This window comes from Nocardia ignorata NBRC 108230, from assembly GCF_001612905.1.
In the GTDB taxonomy this organism is placed as follows: domain Bacteria; phylum Actinomycetota; class Actinomycetes; order Mycobacteriales; family Mycobacteriaceae; genus Nocardia; species Nocardia ignorata.
Window position 1 is genome coordinate 80,210 of record NZ_BDBI01000011.1, and the last position, 23,838, is coordinate 104,047.

At 68.2% G+C, this 23,838-nt stretch carries 15 protein-coding genes, 1 pseudogene and 1 riboswitch; of the genes and pseudogenes, 11 read left to right on the top strand and 5 right to left on the bottom strand.

The genetic code is table 11. The annotated features are described in order from the left end of the window. Positions 1-627: 627 nt before the first annotated feature. Positions 628-2,805: a malate synthase G gene (locus tag NI2_RS09745; RefSeq protein ID WP_067488655.1), complete on the bottom strand. Its 2,178-nt coding sequence runs from the start codon at positions 2,803-2,805 to the stop codon at positions 628-630. A gap of 266 nt (positions 2,806-3,071) precedes the next feature. Between NI2_RS09745 and betT the strand changes: the two genes are divergently transcribed. The 3 genes from betT to NI2_RS09760 are packed head-to-tail and all read left to right on the top strand — an operon-like array spanning position 3,072 to position 8,273. Next, positions 3,072-5,198: a choline BCCT transporter BetT gene (betT, locus tag NI2_RS09750; protein WP_084476282.1), complete on the top strand. Its 2,127-nt coding sequence runs from the start codon at positions 3,072-3,074 to the stop codon at positions 5,196-5,198. A gap of 10 nt (positions 5,199-5,208) precedes the next feature. Further along, positions 5,209-6,723, top strand: a complete 1,515-nt coding sequence (locus tag NI2_RS09755) for an aldehyde dehydrogenase family protein (RefSeq protein WP_067488657.1) — start codon at positions 5,209-5,211, stop codon at positions 6,721-6,723. Then, the gene (locus tag NI2_RS09760) at positions 6,720-8,273 is read left to right on the top strand and encodes a GMC family oxidoreductase (RefSeq protein ID WP_067488660.1); all 1,554 of its coding nucleotides are present in this window, start codon (positions 6,720-6,722) and stop codon (positions 8,271-8,273) included. Before NI2_RS09755 ends, NI2_RS09760 begins: the two co-directional genes overlap by 4 nt. Before the next feature lies 1 nt (position 8,274). Here the strand turns inward: NI2_RS09760 and NI2_RS09765 are convergent, their stop codons facing one another. Further along, entirely contained in the window at positions 8,275-8,733 is a 459-nt protein-coding gene (locus tag NI2_RS09765; protein WP_067488661.1) for a winged helix-turn-helix transcriptional regulator, read from the bottom strand. An 84-nt stretch (positions 8,734-8,817) separates the two neighbouring features. Between NI2_RS09765 and NI2_RS09770 the strand changes: the two genes are divergently transcribed. From NI2_RS09770 to NI2_RS09785, 4 genes are all read left to right on the top strand, one after another. Beyond that, a complete protein-coding gene (locus NI2_RS09770; protein ID WP_243749952.1) occupies positions 8,818-10,044 on the top strand; it encodes an MFS transporter in 1,227 nt (408 codons plus the stop codon). 256 nt (positions 10,045-10,300) lie between these two features. Next, positions 10,301-10,843, top strand: coding sequence for an HNH endonuclease (locus tag NI2_RS09775; protein WP_067489111.1), 543 nt, complete (start codon positions 10,301-10,303; stop codon positions 10,841-10,843). Continuing rightward, a complete protein-coding gene (locus tag NI2_RS09780) occupies positions 10,840-11,085 on the top strand; it encodes a WhiB family transcriptional regulator (RefSeq protein ID WP_067488664.1) in 246 nt (81 codons plus the stop codon). Before NI2_RS09775 ends, NI2_RS09780 begins: the two co-directional genes overlap by 4 nt. 113 nt (positions 11,086-11,198) lie before the next feature. Further along, the gene (locus tag NI2_RS09785) at positions 11,199-12,866 is read left to right on the top strand and encodes a substrate-binding domain-containing protein (protein WP_084476284.1); all 1,668 of its coding nucleotides are present in this window, start codon (positions 11,199-11,201) and stop codon (positions 12,864-12,866) included. Here NI2_RS09785 and NI2_RS09790 read toward each other — a convergent pair whose 3' ends face one another. Further along, the gene (locus NI2_RS09790; protein WP_067488669.1) at positions 12,867-13,448 is read right to left on the bottom strand and encodes a TetR/AcrR family transcriptional regulator; all 582 of its coding nucleotides are present in this window, start codon (positions 13,446-13,448) and stop codon (positions 12,867-12,869) included. It lies immediately after the preceding gene. A 122-nt stretch (positions 13,449-13,570) separates the two neighbouring features. Here NI2_RS09790 and NI2_RS09795 point away from each other — a divergent pair, with 122 nt between their 5' ends. Together NI2_RS09795 and NI2_RS09800 are read left to right on the top strand one after the other, a co-directional pair. Then, positions 13,571-15,343, top strand: a complete 1,773-nt coding sequence (locus NI2_RS09795) for an ABC transporter ATP-binding protein (RefSeq protein ID WP_067488670.1) — start codon at positions 13,571-13,573, stop codon at positions 15,341-15,343. Beyond that, positions 15,340-17,058: an ABC transporter ATP-binding protein gene (locus NI2_RS09800; protein ID WP_067488671.1), complete on the top strand. Its 1,719-nt coding sequence runs from the start codon at positions 15,340-15,342 to the stop codon at positions 17,056-17,058. The genes NI2_RS09795 and NI2_RS09800 overlap by 4 nt, the downstream gene beginning before the upstream one ends. Before the next feature lie 42 nt (positions 17,059-17,100). On the opposite strand, the gene NI2_RS09805 is transcribed toward NI2_RS09800, so the two are convergent. Then, a complete protein-coding gene (locus NI2_RS09805) occupies positions 17,101-17,952 on the bottom strand; it encodes a Vgb family protein (protein WP_371851953.1) in 852 nt (283 codons plus the stop codon). A 156-nt stretch (positions 17,953-18,108) separates the two neighbouring features. Further along, positions 18,109-20,919 (bottom strand): aminomethyl-transferring glycine dehydrogenase, encoded by a 2,811-nt coding sequence (gene gcvP / locus NI2_RS09810; RefSeq protein WP_067488672.1) that lies wholly within the window; start codon positions 20,917-20,919, stop codon positions 18,109-18,111. Positions 20,920-21,071: 152 nt separating this feature from the next. Then, a riboswitch (glycine riboswitch) is annotated at positions 21,072-21,171 on the bottom strand. Between the two features lie 157 nt (positions 21,172-21,328). Between gcvP and NI2_RS09815 the strand changes: the two genes are divergently transcribed. Together NI2_RS09815 and NI2_RS09820 are read left to right on the top strand one after the other, a co-directional pair. Continuing rightward, the gene (locus NI2_RS09815) at positions 21,329-22,546 is read left to right on the top strand and encodes an acyl-CoA dehydrogenase family protein (RefSeq protein WP_067488673.1); all 1,218 of its coding nucleotides are present in this window, start codon (positions 21,329-21,331) and stop codon (positions 22,544-22,546) included. Beyond that, positions 22,543-23,797, top strand: a pseudogene (locus NI2_RS09820) (LLM class flavin-dependent oxidoreductase). The gene NI2_RS09815 and the pseudogene NI2_RS09820 overlap by 4 nt, the downstream one beginning before the upstream one ends. Positions 23,798-23,838 lie beyond the last annotated feature (41 nt).

Here is a 23,838-nt window from a genome sequence, read left to right on the forward strand (position 1 = left end):
ATCGAACCGGTGATAGGACCGAGCTGATGAGCGGCACCGCGTCGCTGACCGCCACTTCATGACGCGCGCTTCTATCGAAAGGCCGGACTGAGATCGGTTGAGTTGATGCGCTCTATAGTTAGATGCGCATATCTCCACTTCTAACTATTCTGCCGCCCCACACGAAATCGAACCGGAACCATAGCTGGCAAGCAGCGCTGCACAGCATTGAGCGGGAACACGGCTGCGGCAGCCATCTAATTAGCCGCCTGATCGCTAGGTGTTGAATCTCCCCCGCGTGTCGATATTCCGACACGCCGATGGCCGGATGACTTCAACACGAGCGCATACATGTGCGCAGCTGAGAGTCGGGGCTGAAGCGGTCCTGCGGAAACACCGAACTGCGACGCGACCAGCGGATCACCGTAAGGTGGGCCCGCAGTTGAGATCCGAACCCGCTGCCAGACAACCCAAGTGGAGCGTGTCGGCGCGTTCCGCCTGTGACCGTTTTTGTGACCGTTTTGAGCGTGACACGCCGGTATCCGAGGTGATCACCGGTGACGACGGAGGCCCCGCATCGGATGTCTCCGATGCGGGGCCTCGAACGAAAAGTGCTGCTACGAGCTACTTTTCAAGCACTCGCCATCATTACTTCTGCGCAGCCTTGAACTCACGACGACGCCGGTGCAGGATCGGCTCGGTGTAGCCGTTGGGCTGCTTGGTGCCTTCCAGGACCAGTTCCTTGGCGGCCTGGAACGCGATCGAGTCGTCGAAGTTCGGCGCCATCGGGCGGTAGTTCTTGTCGCCCGAGTTCTGGCGGTCGACCACGGGTGCCATGCGCTCGAGGCTGGCGATCACATCGGCTTCGGAGACGATGCCGTGGCGCAGCCAGTTGGCGACCAGCTGGCTCGAGATGCGCAGGGTGGCACGGTCTTCCATCAAGCCGATGTCGTTGATGTCGGGCACCTTGGAGCAGCCGACGCCGTGGTCGATCCAGCGCACGACGTAGCCGAGGATGCCCTGGGAGTTGTTGTCGAGCTCCTGGCGCTTCTCCTCGTCGGACCAGTCGGTGGACTGGGCCAGCGGGATCTCGAGGATCTGGTCGACGGTGGCGCGGGGGCCGCCCTTGGCGATTTCGGACTGGCGCTTGAACACGTCCACCTGGTGGTAGTGGGTGGCGTGCAGGGTGGCGGCGGTCGGCGAGGGCACCCATGCGGTGTTGGCGCCTGCCTTGGGGTGGCCGATCTTCTGCTCGAGCATGCCTGCCATCAGGTCGGGCATGGCCCACATGCCCTTGCCGATCTGGGCCTTGCCGGGCAGGCCCTTGGCCAGGCCGGTGTCGACGTTCCAGTCCTCGTAGGAGGTGATCCAGGTCTGGGTCTTCATCTCGGCCTTGCGGACCATCGGCCCGGCCTCCATGGAGGTGTGGATCTCGTCGCCGGTGCGGTCGAGGAAGCCGGTGTTGATGAACACCACGCGGTCCTTGGCGGCCTCGATCGACGCGGCGAGGTTGACCGTGGTGCGGCGCTCCTCGTCCATGATGCCGACCTTGAGGGTGTTGCGGGTCAGGCCGAGGACGTCCTCGATGCGGCCGAACAGCTCGTTGGTGAACGCGGCCTCGTCGGGGCCGTGCATCTTCGGCTTCACGATGTAGACCGAGCCGGTGCGGGTGTTGGCCAGCTCGGCGGTGCCGTTGAGCGAGTGCACGGCGATCAGCGAGGTGATCAGGCCGTCCATGATGCCCTCGGGCACCTCGTTGCCCTCGGCGTCGATGATGGCGTCGGAGGTCATCAGGTGGCCGACGTTGCGGACGAACAGCAGCGAGCGACCGTGCAGCACCAGCTCGGAACCGTCGAGCGCGGTGAACACGCGGTCGGGGTTCATGGTGCGGGTGAAGGTCTTGCCGTTCTTGGTGACCTCTTCGGCGAGGGTGCCCTTCATCAGCCCGAGCCAGTTGCGGTAGCAGACGACCTTGTCGTCGGCGTCGACCGCGGCGACCGAGTCCTCGAAGTCCATGATCGTGGTGAGCGCCGACTCGAGCACGATGTCCTTGACGCCGGCGGAGTCGGTGGAGCCGATGGGCGAATTCGGATCGATCTGGATCTCGATGTGCAGACCGTTGTGCTCGAGCAGCACCGAGGTGGGGGCCTCGGGGTCACCGAGGTAGCCGACCAGCTGGGAGGGATCGGCCAGGCCGATGTCGGTGCCGTCTTCCAGGCCGACCTCGAGCTCGCCGTCGACGATCTTGTAGTACGAGGAACCGATGTGCGAACCGGTGATGAGGGTGACGGCGTCGTCGAGGAAGTTACGGCCCCACTCGATGACCTTGTCGCCGCGCACGCGGTTGTAGCCGGTGCCCTTCTCGGCGCCGTTGGCCTCGGAGATGGCGTCGGTGCCGTAGAGGGCGTCGTAGAGCGAACCCCAGCGCGCGTTGGCGGCGTTGATCGCGAAACGCGCGTTCATCACCGGAACCACCAGCTGCGGGCCGGCGGTGGTGGCGATCTCGGCGTCGACGTTGCCGGTGCCGATCTGGAACGGCGCGGGCTCGGGGCGCAGGTACCCGATCTCGGCGAGGAACTTCTTGTAGGCGGCCTTGTCGTAACCGGCGCCGGGGTTCTCGCCGTGCCAGGCGTCGAGCTTGCCCTGGATCTCGTCGCGTTCGGCCAGCAGGGCACGGTTGCGCGGGGCGAGGTCGTTGATGACCTGTTCGGCGCCTGCCCAGAACGCGGCGGAATCTACGCCGGTACCGGGAAGCGCCTCGTTCTCGATGAAATCGTGGAGAACGCTCGCCACCTGGAGCCCGCCGACCTGAATCCGCTCTGTCATCTACTGCCTCACTTCGGTTGAAAACCGGCTGGAAAAAGTCGATGTCATGTTACCCGTGGGTACATGCGACATCGCGTGTGGGTGGAACGCCCGGCGGGCATCACGCATTCCGCCACGCCGAATCGTCGGGGGCCGACGGCTGGGCGTGGCGAACCACCTCTCGATTGTAGGTTCCTGCCTCGCGGCCGCCGCGCACGCTCGAACACGGGCGCAGCAACCACCGGATGTCCACGAAAGGACGAGGTGGACGAACTAACCTTCGTCGCATGGGCGCCCCCAGCAATCCCGGCGACAACAGCACACCTGTCGGGGCGACGCAGGTGACGTTGCACCCGGTGGCCGACAAGCGGTCGGTGAACAAGCCCGTGTTCCTCACCGCCGCGGGGCTCGTGCTGGCCTTCGCGGTCTGGGCGCTGGCCTCGCCGGAGAGTGCCGAAAGCGTCGTCGGCGAGGTGAAGACCTTCATCTCCACCTGGTTCGGCTGGTGGTATTTCGTGCTGGCCACCGTGATCCTCGGGCTCGTCGTGTTCCTCGGTGCGGGCCGCTACGGCCGGTACCGCCTCGGCCCGGAAGAGTCGCGCCCGGAGTACAGCCTGTTCTCCTGGACGTCGATGCTGTTCGCGGCGGGGATCGGCATCGACCTGATGTTCTTCTCCGTCGCCGAACCGGTCTACAACTACCTGCACCCGCCGGAGGGACCGGCCCAGACCGATCACACCGCCCGCGAGGCGGTCACCTGGACGATCTTCCATTACGGCATCACCGGGTGGGCGATGTACGCGCTGATGGGCGGGGCGCTGGCGTATTTCGCGTTCCGGCACAACCTGCCGCTGACGATCCGCGCCGCCCTCTACCCGATCTTCGGCAAGCGGGTGCACGGGCGCTGGGGCGACGCCATCGATGTGGCCGCGGTGCTCGGCACCATCTTCGGTATCGCCACCTCGCTGGGCATCGGCATCGTCCAGCTCAACTACGGTCTGCACGAACTGTTCGGCGTCCCGCAGGGCAAAGCGGCCCAGATCGGGTTGATCGCGTTGTCGGTGGCCATCACCACCATTTCCGCGACCACCGGGGTCGACAAGGGCATCCGGCGCTTGTCCGAACTCAACGTCATCATGGCCATCGCCCTGCTGATCTACATCCTGGTGGCCGGTCGCACGTCGTTCCTGCTCAACGGGCTCACCCAGAACGCGGGCGACTACCTGTCGACATTCCTGGACCGCACGCTGAACACCTTTGCCTGGGAACGCAATCCGGAGACGGCGAATCAGCCCTCGACGTGGCTCGACAGCTGGACGCTGTTCTTCTGGGCGTGGTGGGTGGCATGGGCGCCGTTCGTCGGGCTGTTCCTGGCGCGCATCTCGCGCGGACGTACCCTGCGCCAGTTCATCTTCGGAGTGCTCGTCGTGCCGTTCAGCTTCACCCTGCTGTGGATCTCGGTGTTCGGCAACAGCGCGTTGCAGGTGGCGCGTGACGATCAGCAGTTCGCCGAACAGACCGCGGCCCGAGCCGAATTGGGCTTCTACTCCCTGCTCGAGCAGTACCCCGGGGCCACCTTCCTGCTCGGCATAGCCACCATCACCGGGCTGCTGTTCTACGTGACCAGCGCCGATTCCGGTTCGCTCGTGATGGGCAACTTCACCTCGAAACTGCCCGACCCGATGGCGGATTGCGCGCGTGGCACCCGGATCTTCTGGTCGGCCGCGATCGGCCTGCTCACGCTGTCGATGCTGTTCGCGGGGGCGGGTGGCTCGATCATCACCCTGCAGAACGCGACGATCATCATGGGCCTGCCGTTCTCGTTCGTGCTGGCCCTGATCGGGATCGCCATGCTGCGCGCGGTGCGCAACGAGTCGTTCAAGATCGACAGCTACCGGGCGGCGCTGCCCAATGCCATCGCGGCCGGGCGCGGACCGAGCGAGCACGGCAGCTGGCGGCGCAGGCTGCTGGCCACCGTCCACTACCCCGGCCCGGCCTCGACCCGGAAGTTCTTGAACAACACCGTGATTCCGGCCATGCGTGAGGTCTCCGAGGAGTTCGCCAGGATGGGACTCACCGCGCACATCGACGAATCGGGCACCCACGAGGGGCTGCCGTATCCGCGGCTGATCGTCGATCAGGGCACCGAGACCGGGTTCGAATACGGTGTGTGGCCGGTCTCGGCGCCCGCGCCGTCGTACGCGGTGCTGGCCCAGCGCTCCGGTGACCGCTATTTCCGCTGCGAGGTGTATCTGGCCGAGGGCTCGCAGGGGTACGCCCTCAACGGGTACAGCCGTGAGCAGGTGATCGGCGACATCCTCGACCAGTACGAACGTCATCTCGGTTATCTCTACCTGCGCCGCTCCGCCACCGATCACCACGAACCCGAAACCGTCGACACCGACGAATCGTGAAGGGACAACCATGAGCCAGACCCTCTATATCGATGGCACCTGGCGCGCGGCCGCGTCCGGTCTGACCCGCGAGATCCGCTGTCCGGCAGACGATTCCGTGGTCGGCACCGTCGCCGAGGCGGGCCCGGAGGACACCGAGGCCGCCATCGCCGCCGCCCGGCGCGCTTTCGACGACGGACCGTGGCGCAGCACCACCGCCGGTGAACGCGGCGATCTGCTGCTCGACATCGCCGACGCGATCGAGGGCAGACGCGAACAGTTCGTCGGCGCCGAGACCTTGGACACGGGCAAACGGCCCTACGAGTCCGAGATCGACATGACCGATATCGAGAACTGCTTCCGGTACTTCGGCAAGCTCGCCGCCGAGGACGCGGGCCGGGTGGTCGACGCGGGCAACGCCGACATCGATTCGCGCATCGTCTACGAAGCGGTCGGGGTGTGCGGGCTCATCACGCCGTGGAACTATCCGCTGCTGCAGGCCGCATGGAAGGTGGCACCGGCGCTGGCCGCGGGCAACACCTTCGTGCTCAAGCCCGCCGAACTCACTCCGCACACCGCGATCCTGCTGATGACCGTCCTCGACGACCTCGGGGTGCCGCCTGGCGTGGCCAATCTCGTCCTCGGCGCCGGGCCGACCGCGGGCGCTCCCCTGTCGGCCCATCCCGACGTGGACCTCGTCTCCTTCACCGGCGGATTGTCCACGGGCCGCGTGATCGCCCGCGAGGCGGCGGCGACGGTGAAGAAGGTGGCCCTCGAGCTGGGCGGCAAGAACCCGAACATCATCTTCGCCGACGCCTGCGACACCGACGAACGCCTCAGCGCCTGTGTCGACAACGCCCTCAACGCGGCGTTCCTGCACTCGGGCCAGGTGTGTTCGGCCGGGGCGCGACTGGTGATCGAGGAGTCCGCGCACGACCGGTTCGTCGACGAACTCGTCCGCCGCGCCCGTCAGATCCGCCTCGGCCTGCCGTTCGCCGACGGCACCGAGACCGGTCCGCTGATCTCGTCGGCGCATCGCGACAAGGTGCACGCCTATGTGGAGCAGGCCCGCGCGGACGGGGCCGATATCCGTACCGGCGGTACCTTCGCCGTCGGCGACCAGGGCTCGGGCAATCTCGACAACGGCTGGTTCTATCTGCCGACCGTCATCGACCGGGCGAACCGCACGATGGCGTGTGTGCACGACGAGGCGTTCGGCCCGACGCTCACGGTGGAGACGTTCACGACCGAGGAGGAGGCGATCTCCATCGCCAACGACACCGAATACGGCCTCGCGGGCGCGGTGTGGTCCAGCGATTCGGCGCGGGCGCGGCGGGTGGCGGCCCGGGTGCGCGCGGGCACGGTGTGGGTCAACGACTTCGGGCCGTATCTGCCGCAGGCGGAGTGGGGCGGGTTCGGCCGGTCCGGTGTCGGCCGCGAACTCGGTCCGTCCGGGTTGCACGAGTATCGCGAGGCCAAGCACGTGTACGAGAACCTCCGGCCGGGGGTCACCGGCTGGTTCGAGCTGCGGGAGGACCAGCGGTGAATTCCTACGACTACGTGATCGTCGGCGCCGGTTCGGCGGGCGCTGCGGTGGCCGCTCGCCTCTCGGAGGATCCGTCGGTGACGGTGTGCTTGCTCGAGGCCGGTCCGTCCGATGTGGACGATCCAGCGATCCTTCGCCTGGATCGCTGGATGGAACTGCTGGAATCCGGCTACGACTGGGACTATCCGATCGAGCCGCAGGAGAACGGCAATTCGTTCATGCGCCATGCCAGGGCCAAGGTGCTCGGCGGCTGTTCGTCGCACAACAGCTGCATCGCGTTCTGGGCACCGCGCGAGGACCTGGACAGCTGGGAACGCGAGCACGGCGCGACCGGTTGGGGGGCGGACTCGGTGTACCGGCTCTACAGCCGGATCGAAACCAACGATGCCCCCGGCGAGCACCACGGTCGCAGCGGGCCGGTGAACATCATGACGGTGCCACCGAACGACCCCTGCGGTGTGGCGGTGCTCGACGCCTGCGCGGAGGTCGGGATTCCGCGTGCGGAGTTCAATGCCGATCGCACGGTTGTCAACGGCGCCAACTTCTTCCAGATCAACAGCCGCACCGACGGCACCCGTTCCTCGTCGTCGGTGAGCTACCTGCACCCGATTCTGGACCGGCCGAATCTCACCATTCGGACGGGTGCGTGGGCCAAGCGGATCCTCATCGAGGACGGGCGCGCGGTCGGTGTGGAGTACACCGACAACGCTTTCGGCCGCGCGACCCGGGTCACCGCCGAGCGGGAGGTGATCGTCTCGGCCGGGGCCATCGACTCGCCGAAGCTGCTGATGCTCTCGGGTATCGGTCCGGCGGATCACCTGCGGGAGAACGGAATCGACGTGGTGGTGGACTCCCCCGGCGTCGGTGCGCACCTGCAGGACCACCCGGAGGGGGTGATCGGGTTCGAGACGAAACAGCCGATGGTGCGCAGTTCGACGCAATGGTGGGAGGCGGGCATCTTCACCACCACCGTCGACGGGCTCGACCGGCCCGACCTGATGATGCACTACGGCAGCGTCCCCTTCGACATGCACACGCTGCGCCAGGGTTACCCGACGGCCGAGAACACCTTCTGCCTCACCCCCAATGTCACCCACGCCCGCTCGCGCGGCACCGTGCGGTTGCGCTCGCGCGACTTCCGCGACAAACCTCGGGTGGACCCGCGCTACTTCACCGATGCCGAGGGCCACGACATGCGGGTGATGATCGCGGGCCTGCGTAAGGCTCGCGAGATCGCTTCCGCCGCAGCGCTTTCGGAATGGGTGGAACGGGAGCTGTATCCGGGTCCGCAGGCCGAGACCGATGCCGAACTGGCCGACTACATCCGGCGCACCCACAACACGGTGTACCACCCCGTCGGCACCGTGCGGATGGGCGCACCGGATGATCCGATGAGCCCGCTCGACCCGCAACTGCGGGTCGAGGGCATCGAGGGACTGCGCGTGGCCGACGCCTCGGTGTTCCCGGCGCACACCACGGTGAATCCGAATATCACCGTCATGCTGGTCGGCGAGCGGTGCGCAGAACTGGTGGCTGCCGGCCGAAAGTAGTTCACCCGCAGTCCACTCGCCGCACTTCGGTGGTGGCGGCGGTGACGACCGCGCCTGCCCGATCGCACGGGCGTAGTTCGGCGAGTGGCCGGCCGTCGCGGTCCACGAGCGCCGAGCGGGGCTCGTCGTCGGCGAAGGCATGACTCTCCCCCCACTGCCGCAGCGCGACGACGACGGTGAACAGGTCGCGCCCCGCCGGCGTCAACTCGTAGACGTACCGTTTGCCGCTCGCGGTCGCGCTGGTGCCGAGGATGCCGTCGTCGACGAGTCGGCGGAGGCGGTCGGCGAGGATGTTGCGCGCGATCCCGAGCCGCTGTCGCAACTCGGTGAACGACGCCGGCCCTTCCATGGCGTCGCGCACGATGAGCAGACTCCACCGATCACCCACCAGGTCGACAGTTCGCGCCACCGGGCAGGTGGCATCGGTCCATTCGCGGTCGACACGGACCGTCGGAGCCATGGGCCACCTCCTAATAGGTTGCAATTCGAAACCATTATTGCCTACCTTTGATTTGGTTTCATTTTGCTACTCTTTGGAGGTGCGGTGGGTACACGACTGACGCGAGCACAACGGGTGATGCTGGCGGTGGTGTGCGCCGCGGCGGTTTCCACGATCTACGCGATCCAGCCGGTTCTCGCCGTGGCGGGTGCGGAATTGGGGCTGTCGCCGCAGTCGTCGGGCGTCCTGATCGCCGCCGGGCAGATCGGGTATTTCGCCGGGCTGATTCTGCTGGTCCCACTCGGTGACCTGGTGAACCGCCGTCGGCTCATCGGTGGCATGCTCGCGCTCACCTCGGTCGGGGCCGCGATCACCGCCGTCGCGCCCACCGGTGTCGTCGCGGTCGCCGGGCTCGCGGTCGCCGGGGTGTTCGCGGTCGTCGTCCAGGTGACCGTGGCATATGTCGCCGCCGTTTCCGCGCCCGGTGAACGGGGCCGCAATATCGGCGCCGTCACCTCCGGTGTGGTGATCGGCATCCTCGGGGTCCGTGTCGTCGCGGGCCTGCTGGGTGACACGCTCGGGTGGCGGGCGGCCTACGCGGCGCTCGCGGTGCTCTGCGCGACGCTCGCCGTCCTCACCCGGAAGGTTTTGAGTCCGGACGTCAGAACCCGCGAAGATCGGTACACCCAGGTGCTGCGGTCCACAGGACGGCTGGTGACCACGGACCGGCTGTTTCTGAGCCGGGGCTCGATCACCTTCTTCGTCTTCGCGTCCTTCGGATCGCTGTGGAGCGGCCTGGCGCTCCCCCTCGCCGCGCACCCCTGGTCGTTGGGCACGACCGAGATCGGGCTGTTCGGGTTGTTCGGTCTCGCGGGCGCCCTCGGCGCGGGCCGGGCCGGCCGATGGGCCGATTCCGGTCACGTGCAGCGGGTCACCGGCTCGGCCCTGCTGGTGCTCGCCGCATCCTGGTTGTTCCTCGCGCGGACCGGGACAGCGGTACTGCTCGTCGTCGGCATCGTTCTGCTCGATTTCGCCGTCCAGGCTGTGCACGTGAGCAGTCAACATGTGCTGACCACCGCACATCCCGATCGCGCGGGCAGCGTCATCGGTGCCTACATGGCCTTCTACTCACTGGGCTCCGCACTCGGCGCGGTCACCACGACGTGGGCTTACACCGTGTGGGGATGGTGGGCGTCCTGCCTGTTCGGCGCGCTCTACGCCCTGGCCGGATTCGCCGTGTGGGCGGCGGCTCAGCTCTCACGCGGCGGCGTCACTGCCACGCCGGAATCACCCTGGGTGCCGGTGGGATGCGCTGTCGCCCAGCGAAAATAAATGAGCCGACATTCCGGACACGGTGTGTCACCATGATTCACACGAGGCCGACATCGCGCCAGACGAGACCGGCAGAGCACGCTGAGAGGAGGAGACGACCGTGACACCAGCTGTACGACAGCATGATTCGAAGCCCGGATATCAGAGCACCGGACATCGCAGCGCCGAGATGCGCGAAGCCGGTCGTCTCCCCATCGCGCACTGAGCGCACCCCACCTCTCCCTTCCGCTCGCTTCTTCGAAACATGGTGATCCCGATGATGATTCGTCATGCCGTCGTCCCGACGGCTCCCGCGGCCGACAACTGGATACACAGCCGCGTGCTGGTGCTCAACGCCAGCTACGAGGCGCTCGACGAGATCACCGCCGATCGCGCGGTGACATTGCTGCTGAGCGGTGCCGCCGAATCCGTCATCGACCGGGTGCCGCGCTTCCCGATCCGCTCGCAGCGGCTCGAGGTGGCGTTGCCGGAGACGATCCGGTTGCTGCGCTACGTGTACCTGGCGCATGTGCGACCGGTCGGCGAGGACAGCCGCGCCACCCTGGCCGGTGTGCTGCGCCGCGACAAGCACCGCTGCGGCTACTGCGCGAACTGGGCGGCCACCGTCGACCACATTCGCCCGCGCAGCCGGGGCGGCCCCAACACCTGGGGCAACCTCGTCGCCTGCTGCGCACCCTGCAATACGACCAAGGCCGACCGCACCCCCGAAGAGGCGGGGATGCGGTTGCTGTGGGAGCCCAAGGCACCCGACCCGCTCGCCCGCACACAGCGCCGGATCTGGAAGGAGTACGCGCCGTGACCACCGCACTGACCGACCTGCTCACCCTGTCCGATTCCGGGCGGTGGCATCGTGCCGCCTGCCGGGGCGACCCCAACCACGAGGCGTGGTTTCCGTACCCGTCGCAGGATTTCGACTACGCCCGCCGCATCTGCGCCGGTTGCCCGTTGCTCGCGGGGTGCACCGAGTACGCGGCGCGCACCGGTCAGTCCGGGGTGTGGGGTGGTCGTGAATACGACCGCGGCCGCGTGATCCGCGAATGACCGACCGGGGGCCGGGCGTCGACCACGACGCCCGGCCTCCGGCTGTGAGCTGCGACGATGCGCCGGGGGATGCGCGGTGCGCCGCACCGGCAACGAGTCCTTAAACTTGCCGCGTGGGTACACATCGCAGCGGGACCAGATCTCGACGTATCAGCAAAGGTCCGGTTATCGCGGCATCGGTGCTCGTGGTCGTACTCGTGGCCGTGTTCGCCTGGTTCCAGTTGCGCGATCGTGCCGCCGAATCCGATGTGGCCGCCGCGGCGGAATGTGTGGAGGGGCCCGCTGCCCTCGATGTCACCGTCGACCCGGCCGTGGCCGGTCCGGTGCGTGCGGCCGCGGAACGGTTCAACGCGACAAAGCCGCGCGTGCGCGACCACTGCGCGCGCGTCGAGGTGACGGCCCGGCCGTCGGCGGCGCTCGTCGGCGCGCTGGCCGACACCAGCACCTGGGAACCGGGCCTCGGTCCGAAACCCGGGCTGTGGATCGCCGACTCGAGTCGTTCGATCGAGCTGGTTCGGGTGCCCGGTCTGATCGAGGGCACACCGGCGTCCATCGCGACGAGTCCCGTCGTGCTCGCGGTGCCTGATCCGCTGCGACAGGCACTCGAACAGCACCAGATCACCTGGGCCGACCTGCCCCGATTGCAGCAGGGCTCGCTCGACGAGATCGGCTTGAACGGCTGGGGTGGACTGCGGATGGCGCTGCCCCCGGGTGATGCGACCACCGCGGCCGCCGCCGCGATCGGGTCGGCGGTGTCGGGCACCGACCCGCTCACCGAGCAGGCCGCCGCGTCCGGGCAGGTGGTGGCCGCCATTTCCGGTCTGGCCGCCGCTGCCGAGAAACCCGCCGACCTGACCACGGCGATGGCCGCGATCAGCGCGGATCCGGCCGCGAACGATATCCACGCGGTGGCCGCTACCGCTCAGCAACTGGGGACCGGTGGGCTCACCGCGTTCCGTCCGGCGGGCACCGCGCCGCTGGCCGACTACCCGGCGGCGGTGCTGTCGGGTCCGTGGGTCGACAAGATCCAGAACCTCATCGCCTCGCGCTTCATCGACTTCCTGCGGGCTCCCGAGCAGGCGGCCGCTTTCGCCGCCGACGGTTTCGGCCCGGCCATCGGTTCGGCGCCCGCGAATCCGGGGAAGGCAGCACTCGAGAAAGTGCGCGCCACCATCGACAACCCGGTGCTCGGCGTGAATGCCACTGTGCTGCTCGATGTCTCGTCGTCCATGGGCACCACCGACGGCTCGATGACCCGGCTCGCCACGTCGGGCGCCGCGCTCGCCTCCACCCTGCAGGTGATGCCGCCAGACTTCGGGCTCGGCCTGTGGACGTTCGGCAAGAACCTCGACGGAACCAACCCCTACCAGGTGAACGTGGCCACCGGTCTGCTCACCGACACCCAGCGCAATGCCGTGGGATCGGCGGTCACCTCACTGAAGCCGAGCACGGTGAGTACCGACCAGGCGTATCCGAGTCTGCTCGCCGCCTACCGCGCCGCGGTGGCGAACTACTCCCCCGGCCGCACCAATTCGATTCTGCTCATCACCGACGGACCGGACGACGATTCCTCGCTGACCGGCGCCGACCTGCTCGCCCAGATCGCGGCGGCCAACCAGTCCGGCAAGCCGGTGCGGGTGGACATCATCGTGGTCGGCGGCGAAGGCACCCAGACCTTGCAGGAGTTGTCCGCACAGACGGGCGGCACCTACACCCGGATGCCGACCAGCAACGATATCGGCTTCGGAACGGCCGTGGTCAAGGCACTGACCACCCCGTAGTCAGTCGCCCCAGACGGCCCGTAAAGGGTCGAGCGCCTCGTCCACATAGGCGGCGACGGGGCGGTCGCCGCCGTCGAGGAACCACTGTTCGAGCGCGGCGAGGTAGCCGAAGACGAGCGCGTTGGTCGCCACCTTGGCCTGCGCCTGGGTGAAGCGGCCGGTCGAGGCGAGCAGCGGTGACAGCCGCTGGCTGGTGCGGTCGGCCGAGGCATAGGCCGCGCGCCGAACCGAGGGTTCGGTGAAGTGATAGCGCAGGCTGCGCCGCCACGGGCCGGGTTCGGAGCCCGATTCGTTCGTGCCCGTGTCGTATTCGCGGACGGACCGGATGAGGCTGCCGATCGGATCGTGCGGGTCGACGACCTTCGCCAACTGTTCGTCGCTGAGGTTGTCGAACTCGTCGGCGACGATGATGCCCTCCTTGGTGCCGAAGAGCCGGTAGACCGTCGAGGGTGAGACCTCGGCCGCGGCGGCGATCTCCTCGATGGTGACCGCGGCGAAGCCTTTCGCGTCGAACAGGTCGAGGGCGCGTTCCTGAACGGTGTGCATGGCGTTGAGCCGCCAGCGTTCGCGTAGTCCAGCCATGCGGCCAGATTATCAGGAAGCCACTGTCTGGTGACTGTCACTCTCATTCAGACATTGACTGTCTGTAACGACGCTCGTACAGTCGCTGTCTACAGACAGTGACTTTCCGAATTGAGTGTGCGATGACGACGACAATCGAACGTCCCGAGGCGGAGTCGGTGACGCATTCCCCGCCGCCGACTCTTGTGACATCGGTCCGCCCCCACGTGCCCGGCTTCGCCGCAGTGATGATCGCGCAGGTCATCGGCTCACTGGCCGGGCTGGCGCCGCTGCTCGCGGTGGTCGAGGTCGGCCGGGTGCTGTTGTCGGCCGGGCCGGCCGATCACGACCGGGTGTGGCTCGCGGTGGCGATCGGTGCGATCGGTCTGCTGGTGCGGTTGGTGTTCACCGGTACGGCGGCAGGTCTCGGCCATGTGCTCGACGGCCGGGTGCAGCTGGCGTTTCGGCGGCAGCTCGCCGCCCAGCTGGGGCGCGTGCCGATCGGCTGGTTCTCGGGGCGCCGGACCGGTGAGCTGGCCAAGGTGGTCGGCGACGACGTGAGCGCGGTGCATCCGGTGCTCGCGCACGCGCCCGGTGAGCTGGTGTCGGCGTTCGTGGTGCCACTGGTGTCGCTGGCGTATCTGTGCACGGTGGACTGGCGGCTCACGCTCATCACGCTCGTTCCGGTCCTGCTCGCACTCTTGCACGTGCCACTGCTCCTGCTGCCGACGAGGGAACGTGAACAGCGGGAGTTCGACGCCGCGATGGGTCGCATCGCCGATGCGGTGGTGGAGTTCGTGCAGGGCATCGCGGTGGTCAAGGCCTTCGGCGGTGGCGATCGGGCGCATCGGCGATTCCGCACGGCCGCAGACAAATTCGCCGATACGTTCCTGTGTTTCGTCCGTGGTCTCGCCCCGGTGGCGGCCGGGATGCAGCTGGCGTTGTCGCCGCCGTTCGTGCTGCTGGTGATTCTGAGCGGCGGCACCTTCCTGCTCACCCGTGGCGAGCTGGCCGCCGCCGATCTGCTGCCGTTCCTGCTGCTCGGGCTCGGCCTGACCGCGCCGGTCGCGGCGCTGCAACACGGTTTCGACGATCTGCAGGCGGCCGGTCACGCGATCGGCCGGATCAACGAGGTGCTCGCCGTGCGGCCACTGCCCGAACCGGCGCGACCCGTGGCTCCGCGCGGGCACCGGGTCGAGTTGCGGGACGTGCGCTTCGGCTACGACGACCGGGAGGTGCTGCGCGGTATCGATCTGGTCCTCGAGCCGGGTACCGTCACCGCGCTGGTCGGACCGTCGGGCAGCGGCAAATCGACACTGGCGCAACTACTTCTGCGATTCTTCGACCCGAGTCACGGCAGCGTCGTCCTCGGTGGTGCCGATCTGCGCGACATCGGCAGCGATCGGCTCTACCGGTCGGTGTCGTTCGTCTTCCAGGATGTGCGGCTGCTGCGCGCCTCGGTGGCCGACAATATCGCGCTCGCGGTGCCACACGCCGACCGTGAACGGGTGATCGAGGCCGCCCGGCTGGCCGTGATCCACGAACGGATCCTCGACCTGCCGTACGGGTACGACACCGTTCTCGGCGAACAGGCCGGGCTCTCCGGCGGTGAGGCACAACGGCTTTCGCTCGCCCGTGCCCTACTGGCCGACCCCCCGGTACTGGTGCTCGACGAGGCGACCGCCTTCGCCGACCCACAGACCGAGCGGGCGTTACGCCGGGCCATGGCGAACCTGCGCGGTGACCGCACGGTGCTCGTCATCGCCCACCGACACGAAACCATCGCCGACGCCGACACCGTCGTCCTGCTGCGGGACGGCGTGATCGTCGAGCGCGGCGCACCCACCCGGCTGCTGGCCGAGAGCGGCGCGTTCGCCGCGTTCTGGCGGGCCGAACAAGGAAGCGAGCTGTCATGATCCGCACACTGTTACGGGTGCTCGGCCATCAGTACGCGGGTCCGGTTCGCCGGACCGTGGTGTTGATGGGTGTCACCGCCGTGCTCGAAGGGTTGTCCTACCTGCTGCTTGTTCCCGTGTTGCGTGAGCTGTTCGGCAGCGAACCCGCGCGGGCCTGGCCGTGGCTGATCGGGTTCGGGTGCGCGGTCGGGGTGTACGCCGTGCTGCGTTATGTCAGCGATCTGTCGGGATTCCGCTCGGGCACCACGCTGTTGCGCGGGACTTACCACCGCATCGGCGACCACCTGGCGCGGCTGCCGGTCGGCTGGTTCGGGCCGGACCGGGTGGGTGAGGTGTCGGTGCTGGCCAGCCGGGGTGTGCTCGAGGCGATGGGCGTGATCGCGCACCTGCTCAGCCCGTTCATCACCGCGACGTTGACGCCGGCGACCATCGTGGTGGTGATCGCGGTCTTCGATTGGCGGCTCGGACTGGCCGCGCTGGTCGCCGTCCCCCTGGTAGCCGTGGTGCAGATCCGGGCGAGTCGTGCGCTGGCGGTCACCGACGCCGAACGCCACGCCCGTGACCACGAGGCGGCGGGCCGCGTCATCGAATACCTGCGGGCCCAGCCGGTGCTGCGCGCGGGTGGCCGAAGCACCGAGCGGTTCGGTCTGCTCGACGATGCGCTGCGGGAGCTGCAGCGGGCCACTCATCGCTCGGTCCGAACCGCGCTGCCGGGGATGGTCGGTCTCACGCTCGTCGTCCAGACCATGTTCACCGTGCTGCTCGCGCTCGGGGCCTACCTCGCCCTCGGCGGCCGGATCGGCGCCGCCGAGCTGCTGGCGATCCTGGTGCTCGCCGCCCGTTGCGCCGAACCGTTGCTATCACTGGCCGATCTGGGTGGCAAGCTGCGCAGCGCGCACTCCCAGCTCACCCGGCTGGACGACCTGCTCAGTACCGAACCGCTTGCTGAACCGCGTGATCCGATCCGACCGCTCCGCCACGATCTCGCGTTCGATGCCGTGGGCTTCGCGCGCGACGGGCACACCGTGCTGGACGGGCTGACGTTCCAGGTGCCGCAGGGTCAGCGGTTCGCGATCGTCGGGCCCTCCGGCGCCGGGAAATCCACGGTGCTCCAACTGCTCGCCCGATTCCACGATGTCGACGCGGGCGCGATCCGCATCGGCGGTGTCGACGTGCGCGACATCGACACCGCCACCCTGATGTCGTCCATCGCCATCGTCTTCCAGGACGTGTACCTGTTCGACGGCACGATCGAGGACAACATCCGCCTCGGCCGCCCCGATGCCACCGACACCGAGGTGCGGGCGGCGGCGACCGCGGCCGGGCTGGACGAGGTGGTCGACCGTTTGCCCGGCGGCTGGTCGGCCGCCGTCGGTGAGGGCGGCGCGCTGCTGTCCGGTGGTGAACGCCAACGTGTTTCGATCGCCCGCGCCCTCCTGAAGGACGCACCCATCGTCCTGCTCGACGAAGTCACCTCGGCGCTCGACCCCGCCAACGAAGCAGCCGTCCACCAGGGCATCGAACGCCTGATGGCCGGACGAACCGTCATCGTCGTAGCCCACCGCCTGCGCACGGTCCGAACCGCCGACCACGTCCTGTTCCTCGACAAGGGAAGTGTCGTGGAGCATGGCACCCACCATGAACTCGTCGAAAAAGGCGGGCGCTACGCAGATTTCGTGGCAATCACCGATGCTGCGGCCACCACAAGTCGATGACCGCAGCAGTACCCACCTGGCGTGGCAGAGGTACCCCAAAGGTCAGCCTGGTGAAACCTCTACCAGAGCACCGGATTCCATAGCCACCCAGAGATGGCCGGTGGAGTCCACGGTGAGTCCGTGGGGCTCGGCGCCGGGGAGGGTCAGGTGGTCGATCTTGCCGTCGGTGTCGATCCGGCCGAGGTTTCCGCTGGCCCATTCGGTGAACCAGAGCGCACCGTCGGGCCCCGTGACGATTGCGTGCGGGCGTGAATCACGGTCTGGCAGAGCGCATTCGGTAACCGTACCCGTGCTGTCGATGCGACCGATCGCGCCCACGCCGATCTCGGTGAACCACACCGCGCCGTCGGGGCCTGCGGCGATGCCGACCGGGGCCGCCGAAGGGGTGGGCAGCGGGTGCAGTGTCACTGTGAGGTCGGTGTCGATGCGGCCGATCGCATTGCCCTGGTTCACCGTGAACCAGACCGCGCCGTCGGAGCCCGCGGTGATCATCGACGGCATTCCGTCGACCGCGACCCCCTCGATCCCACCGTCGCCCGCGATCCGGCCGACCCGACCGGCCTGCAATTCGGTGAACCACATCCCGCCGGGCCCAGCGCAGACACCGTAGGGGCCGTCCATCGTCAGGCTGCTCACCGCGCCGTCGAGGGTGATCCGGCCCAGCCGGCCACCGTGGAACTCGGTGAACCACAGGGCGTTATCGTCGCCCGCCACGATCACCGTGGGTTGGCCACCGACGGGGTCGAGGGCGAAGGTCTCGACCTGCCCCTCGGCATACCGCCCGATGGCACCCTGGGTCACCAGGGTGAACCACAACGCACCGTCCGGTCCGACGGTGACCCCGTACGGTGCTCCGGCTACCTCGATCTCGCGCACTATCTCGCCGATACTCAACGATTCGATCCCCTCCTGGTCATGGGAACATCCCGCCCCACCCGCCACCGTACCGACCGTCGCCACGCCGGGCAGCCCACCGGGTGCCCGAATTCCGGGCCGCGAACGAATCCGGGCCCCGCCGAACAACATCGGCGGGGCCCGGATCAGCGGGGATCAGTCCTGGTACGCGTCGAGCGGCGGGCAGGAGCAGACGAGATTGCGGTCGCCGAACGCGCCATCGATGCGGCGCACGGCAGGCCAGATCTTCGGCCGGGCATGTCCCACACCGCGCGGGTAGACGGCGGTTTCACGGCTGTAGGGGTGGTCCCATTCGCCGACGAGGCAGGCCGCGGTGTGCGGCGCGCCGCGCAGCGGGTTGTCGGTGACGGGCCAGACACCGGCGGCGACCTGGTCGATCTCGCCGCGGATGGCGATCATGGCGTCGATGAAGGCGTCGAGTTCCTCGAGGTTCTCGCTCTCGGTCGGCTCCACCATCAGCGTGCCCGCCACCGGGAAACTCATGGTCGGTGCGTGAAAACCATAGTCCGCCAGTCGCTTCGCCACGTCGTCGACGGTGACACCGGTCTGCTTGGTGATCTCGCGCAGATCCAGGATGCACTCGTGGGCGACCATCCCGTTCTCGCCGGTGTAGAGCACCGGGAAGTAGGCGTCGAGACGGCGGGCGATGTAGTTGGCCGACGCGATGGCCGTCAGCGTGGCCGAGCGCAGCCCATCGGCACCCATCATCCGGATGTAGGCCCACGTGATCGGCAGGATCGAGGCCGAACCGTAGTTGGCGGCCGATACCGCGTGCGAACCGTTCTCGAGCGGATCACCCGGCAGGTACTGCGCCAGGTGCGAACGCACCGCCACCGGGCCCACGCCCGGACCGCCGCCACCGTGCGGGATGCAGAAGGTCTTGTGCAGGTTCAGGTGGCTCACGTCGCCGCCGAAGCGGCCCGGACGGGCAAGTCCGACAAGGGCATTCAGGTTCGCACCGTCCACGTACACCTGACCGCCCGCGTCGTGCACCAGCGCGCACAGCTCGGCGACCTCGTGCTCGTACACGCCGTGGGTTGACGGGTAGGTGATCATGATGCAGGCCAGCCGCTCGGCGTGGTCGGCGATCTTGGCGCGCAGGTCGTCGAGGTCGATGTCGCCGTTCTCCTGGCACTTCACCACCTCGACCCGCATGCCGACCATGGCCGCCGAGGCGGCGTTGGTGCCGTGTGCGCTCGACGGGATCAGGCAGGTGTCGCGGTGGTCGTCGCCACGGTCCAGGTGGTAGCGGCGGATGGCGAGCAGTCCCGCGTACTCACCCTGGCTACCGGCGTTGGGCTGCAGGCTCACCGCGTCGTAGCCGGTGATCTCGCACAGCCACTGCTCGAGGTCGGCGACGAGCTTGCGAATGCCCGGCGAGTCCTCGGTGGGGGCGAAGGGGTGCAGCCGGGCGAAACCGGGCCAGGTGATGGCCTCCATCTCGGCGGTCGCGTTGAGCTTCATGGTGCACGAACCGAGCGGAATCATGCTGCGGTCCAGGGCGATGTCCTTGTCCGAGAGCGAACGCAGGTAGCGCAGCATGGCGGTCTCGGTGTGGTGGCGGGTGAACGCCGGGTGCGTCAGGTACTCCGAGGTGCGGGTCTCGATACCGACCGGTTCGGCGCCCGCGCCGGACTCGGGAGTCAGTGCGGTGCCGAAGGATTCGACGACGGCGGCGACATGGGCTTCGGTGGTGGCCTCGTCACAGGCGATGGAGACGTGGTCGGCGTCGACCAGTCGCAGGTTGATCCCCTTCGACTTCGCCTTGGCCACAACGGCTTCCGCACCACCGGGCACGTGCGCGAGCACCGTGTCGAAGAACGCGCCGTGCACCACCGCACCGCCGAGACCGGTCGCGACGGCGGCGGCGTGCTCGTGCACCCGGCGCGCGATGGCCCGCAGTCCGTTGGCACCGTGGTAGCTCGCGTACATGGCGGCGACGATGGCCAGCAGCACCTGGGCGGTACAGATGTTGGAGGTGGCCTTCTCGCGGCGGATGTGCTGCTCACGGGTCTGCAGCGCCAGGCGGTAGGCCGGAGCGCCGTCGGCGTCGACCGACACACCGACCAGGCGACCCGGCAGCTGACGGGCGAACGCGGTGCGCACAGCGAGGTATCCGGCGTGCGGGCCACCGAAGCCCATGGGGACACCGAAACGCTGGGTGGTCCCGAAGCACACGTCGGCGCCCTGTTCGCCGGGCGAGGTGATCAAAGTCATCGCCAGCAGGTCGGCACCGGCGGCGACCAGCGCGCCACGCTCGTGGGCGGCGGTGAACACCTCGGTCCAGTCGACGATGCGGCCCGACGCGCCGGGGGTCTGCACGATCACGCCGAAGAAGTCGCCCTCGGGCAGCACCCCGGTGGACAGGTCGGCCTCGACGAGTTCGATGCCGAGCGGCTCGGCGCGGGTGCCGATGATGGTCTTGGTCTGCGGGAACAGGTCGGTGTCGAGCAGCAGCCGGTTCGACTTGGACTTGCCCGCGCGGCGCAGCAACGTCATCGCCTCGGCGGCGGCGGTCGCCTCGTCGAGCATCGAGGCGTTGGCCACGTCCATGCCGGTCAGGTCCGACACCATGGTCTGGAAGTTGAGCAGCGCCTCGAGCCTGCCCTGACTGATCTCGGGCTGGTACGGGGTGTAGGCGGTGTACCAGGCGGGGTTCTCGAGCAGGTTGCGCACCAGCACGGGCGGGGTGAGCGTGTCGTAGTAGCCGAGCCCGATCATCGAGGTCGCGACGGTGTTGGCCTGGGCAAGGCCGGCCAGCTCGGCGAGTACCTCGTGTTCGCTCGCGGGCGCGGGCAGCGCGGCGAGGCCGGACTCGTCGAGGATGGTGGCGGGCAACGCCGTGGTCGCGAGCGCGTCGACGGACTCGACGCCGATGGTCGCGAGGATCCGGGCGAGTTCGTCGGAATCGGGTCCGATGTGGCGGTCGGCGAACGAACGGGTCACGGCAGCTCCAGGTCGGGCGGGTCGGCCTCGTGGCCGACGGGTACCAGCCCTCCCCCTCTGTCTGTGCGCCTGAGAGATTCGGTAGCCGGTCGAGACCGTGCCCCTTTCCCCGTGGGCGGGCAGCCGGATGCCACCGCTTTCCAGAGGCGTCGAATCACCGCGCGGTCCCTGTTGCCTGAGAGATTGACGGGGAGGTGCTGCTCCTTCGGCGCCCGGACTCTTGCGATCCCAGGACTCTCCCGCACGACGGCGACGCACCTCCGAGTCTAGAGGCAGCAAACCCCCGGTCGCGCCACCAGGGGTCCGCCGGGGGTGTAGTGCTCGTCACTCCCCCACTGGGACGGGAGACGTTTCGATCCCCCTGCGCGCAACCGGTGAATCCGGCGGCCCGCTGCGCGATCGTGTCGGCATGACTTCCTCCACCGCGTCCGCGATCACAGATTCCGAGCTCGATGCCGTCTTCGCCCCGATCTTCGACCGGATCGCCGCCGGTGCGGTGGCCAGGGAGGTCGACCGGCGATTGCCGTTCGACGAGGTCTCCTGGCTGAAGGAGGCCCGGTTCGGTGCCCTGCGGGTACCGGTCGAGTTCGGTGGCTACGGTGCGAGCGTGCGTCAGCTGTTCCGGCTGCTCATCGACCTGGCGGCCGCCGAGTCGAACCTGCCGCAGGCGCTGCGGGTGCACTGGTCGTTCGTGGAGGATCAGCGGCTGGCCGAGCCGGGCCCGCAGCGGGAGCGGTGGTTGCGGGCGGTGGCCGAGGGCGCCCTGGTCGGTAACGCGATCACCGAACCCGGCGTGGGCGGCGTCGACCGGTATCGCACCCGGCTGACCGAGGACGGCGACCGGCTGCTCCTGAACGGGGTGAAGTACTACAGCACCGGTTCACTGTTCGCCGATCACATCCTGGTCGCCGCCGATCGTGACGGTGAGCGCCTCGGTGTGCTGGTCGACGCGAACGCCGAGGGGGTGGTGCAGCACGACGACTGGGACGGTTTCGGGCAGCGGCTCACCGCCAGCGGCACCACCGAGTTCACCGATGTCGTGGTGGCGCCCGATCGGATCCTCGGGCCCGGCTACGGTGTCGCGGGCCCCACCTACGGCACCGCCTACCTGCAGTTGGTGCAGCTCGCGGTGCTCGCCGGGATCGCCGCCCGCGCCGAGCGCGACGCCACGGAATGGGTGAGTGCGCGCACCCGCACCTACACGCACGCCTCGGCCGACCTGCCGCGCGAGGACCCCCTCGTCCAGCAGGTGATCGGCAAGTTGTCGGCGGCGGCGTTCACCGCGCGCGCGACCGTGCTGGCTGTGGCGGACATTCTCGACCGCGTCCTCGACGCCGGGGCGAAGGACCACGGTGACCTAGCCGCCGCCGAATTGGCCGCCGCGCAAGCACAACTCGCGGTGATCGATATCGTGCTGGCCGCCACGACCCAGCTGTTCGAGCTCGGTGGCGCGTCCATCGTGTCCGAACAGCTGCGCTTGGACCGGCACTGGCGCAATGCGCGCACCGTCTCCGTGCACAATCCGGCGATCTTCAAAGCCCGCGCGGTCGGTGACCACCTGCTCAACGGCACCGAGTTGCCGTTCGGTTGGAGCGCGGGCGAGCGCCGGACGGAGGTGACGCGATGAGCAGGCCGATCCGCTTCAACGCGTTCGACATGAACTGCGTGGCCCACCAGTCACCGGGACTGTGGCGTCATCCGCTCGACCAGTCCCACCGCTACACCGATATCGGGTACTGGACCGAGCTGGCGAAACTCCTGGAACGCGGGCGGTTCGACGGCATCTTCATCGCCGATGTCCTCGGCGCCTACGACGTGTACGGCGGCGACGACACCGCCGCGCTACGCCAAGGGGCGCAAACACCCGTCGCCGACCCGCTGCTGCTGGTGTCGGCGATGGCGGCGGTGACCGAGCATCTGGGCTTCGGCATCACCACCGGCACCGGGTTCGAGCATCCTTTTCCGTTCGCGCGCCGCATGTCGACCCTCGACCACCTCACGCGCGGACGCCTCGGCTGGAATGTGGTGACGGGCTATCTGCCTTCGGCGGCAAGGAATTTCGGCGATGCCGATTCACGTGTCGGAGCCGTCACCGCAGCGCACGCCGGTGATCTATCAGGCGGGCGCCTCGCCGCGCGGGGTACAGTTCGCGGCCGAGAACGCCGAGGCGATCTTCATCGCAGGTCCCTCCAAACGCGTACTGGCCCAGACCGTTTCGCGAGTTCGCGACGCGTTGGAGGCGGCGGGACGTGGACGGTACGAGGCCAGGATCTACGCGCTGGCCACCATCATCACCGACGAGACGGACGAGGCGGCACGGGCCAAACACGAGGAATACCTGTCCTACGCGAGCGTCGAGGGCGGGCTGGTGTTCATGTCGGGCTGGATGGGAATCGACCTGTCGCGATACGACCTCGACGACCCGATCGGTGAGGTGCGCAGCAACGCCATCCAGTCGGCGGTGGCGGCATTCCAGGAATTCGACGACGACGGCCGCGAATGGACGGTGCGCGACATCGGGCGCTGGGCGGGTATCGGCGGCATGGGGCCGGTGTTCACCGGTTCCGGCGAAACTGTCGCCGACCTGCTGCAGAAGTGGGTCGCCGACACCGATCTGGACGGGTTCAACCTGGCCTACGCCATCACCCCCGGCACATTCGAGGACATCGTGAACCATGTCGTTCCGGTGTTGACCGAACGCGGTGTGTACCGCACCGAATACGAGCCGGGGACGTTGCGCAACGCCCTCTTCGGAGCCGGTGATCGGCTACCCGAGCACCATCGTGGTGCCGGGTATCGCGTCGGTGGTCCGCGGTCCACCGTGCTACCGCACGCGGTGTCACGGCCGGGGTCGGTGAACGAACCGGCGGGCGCGTAGGAATGAATTCGCGCTGATCGCAACACTCTTCATCGGGTGCA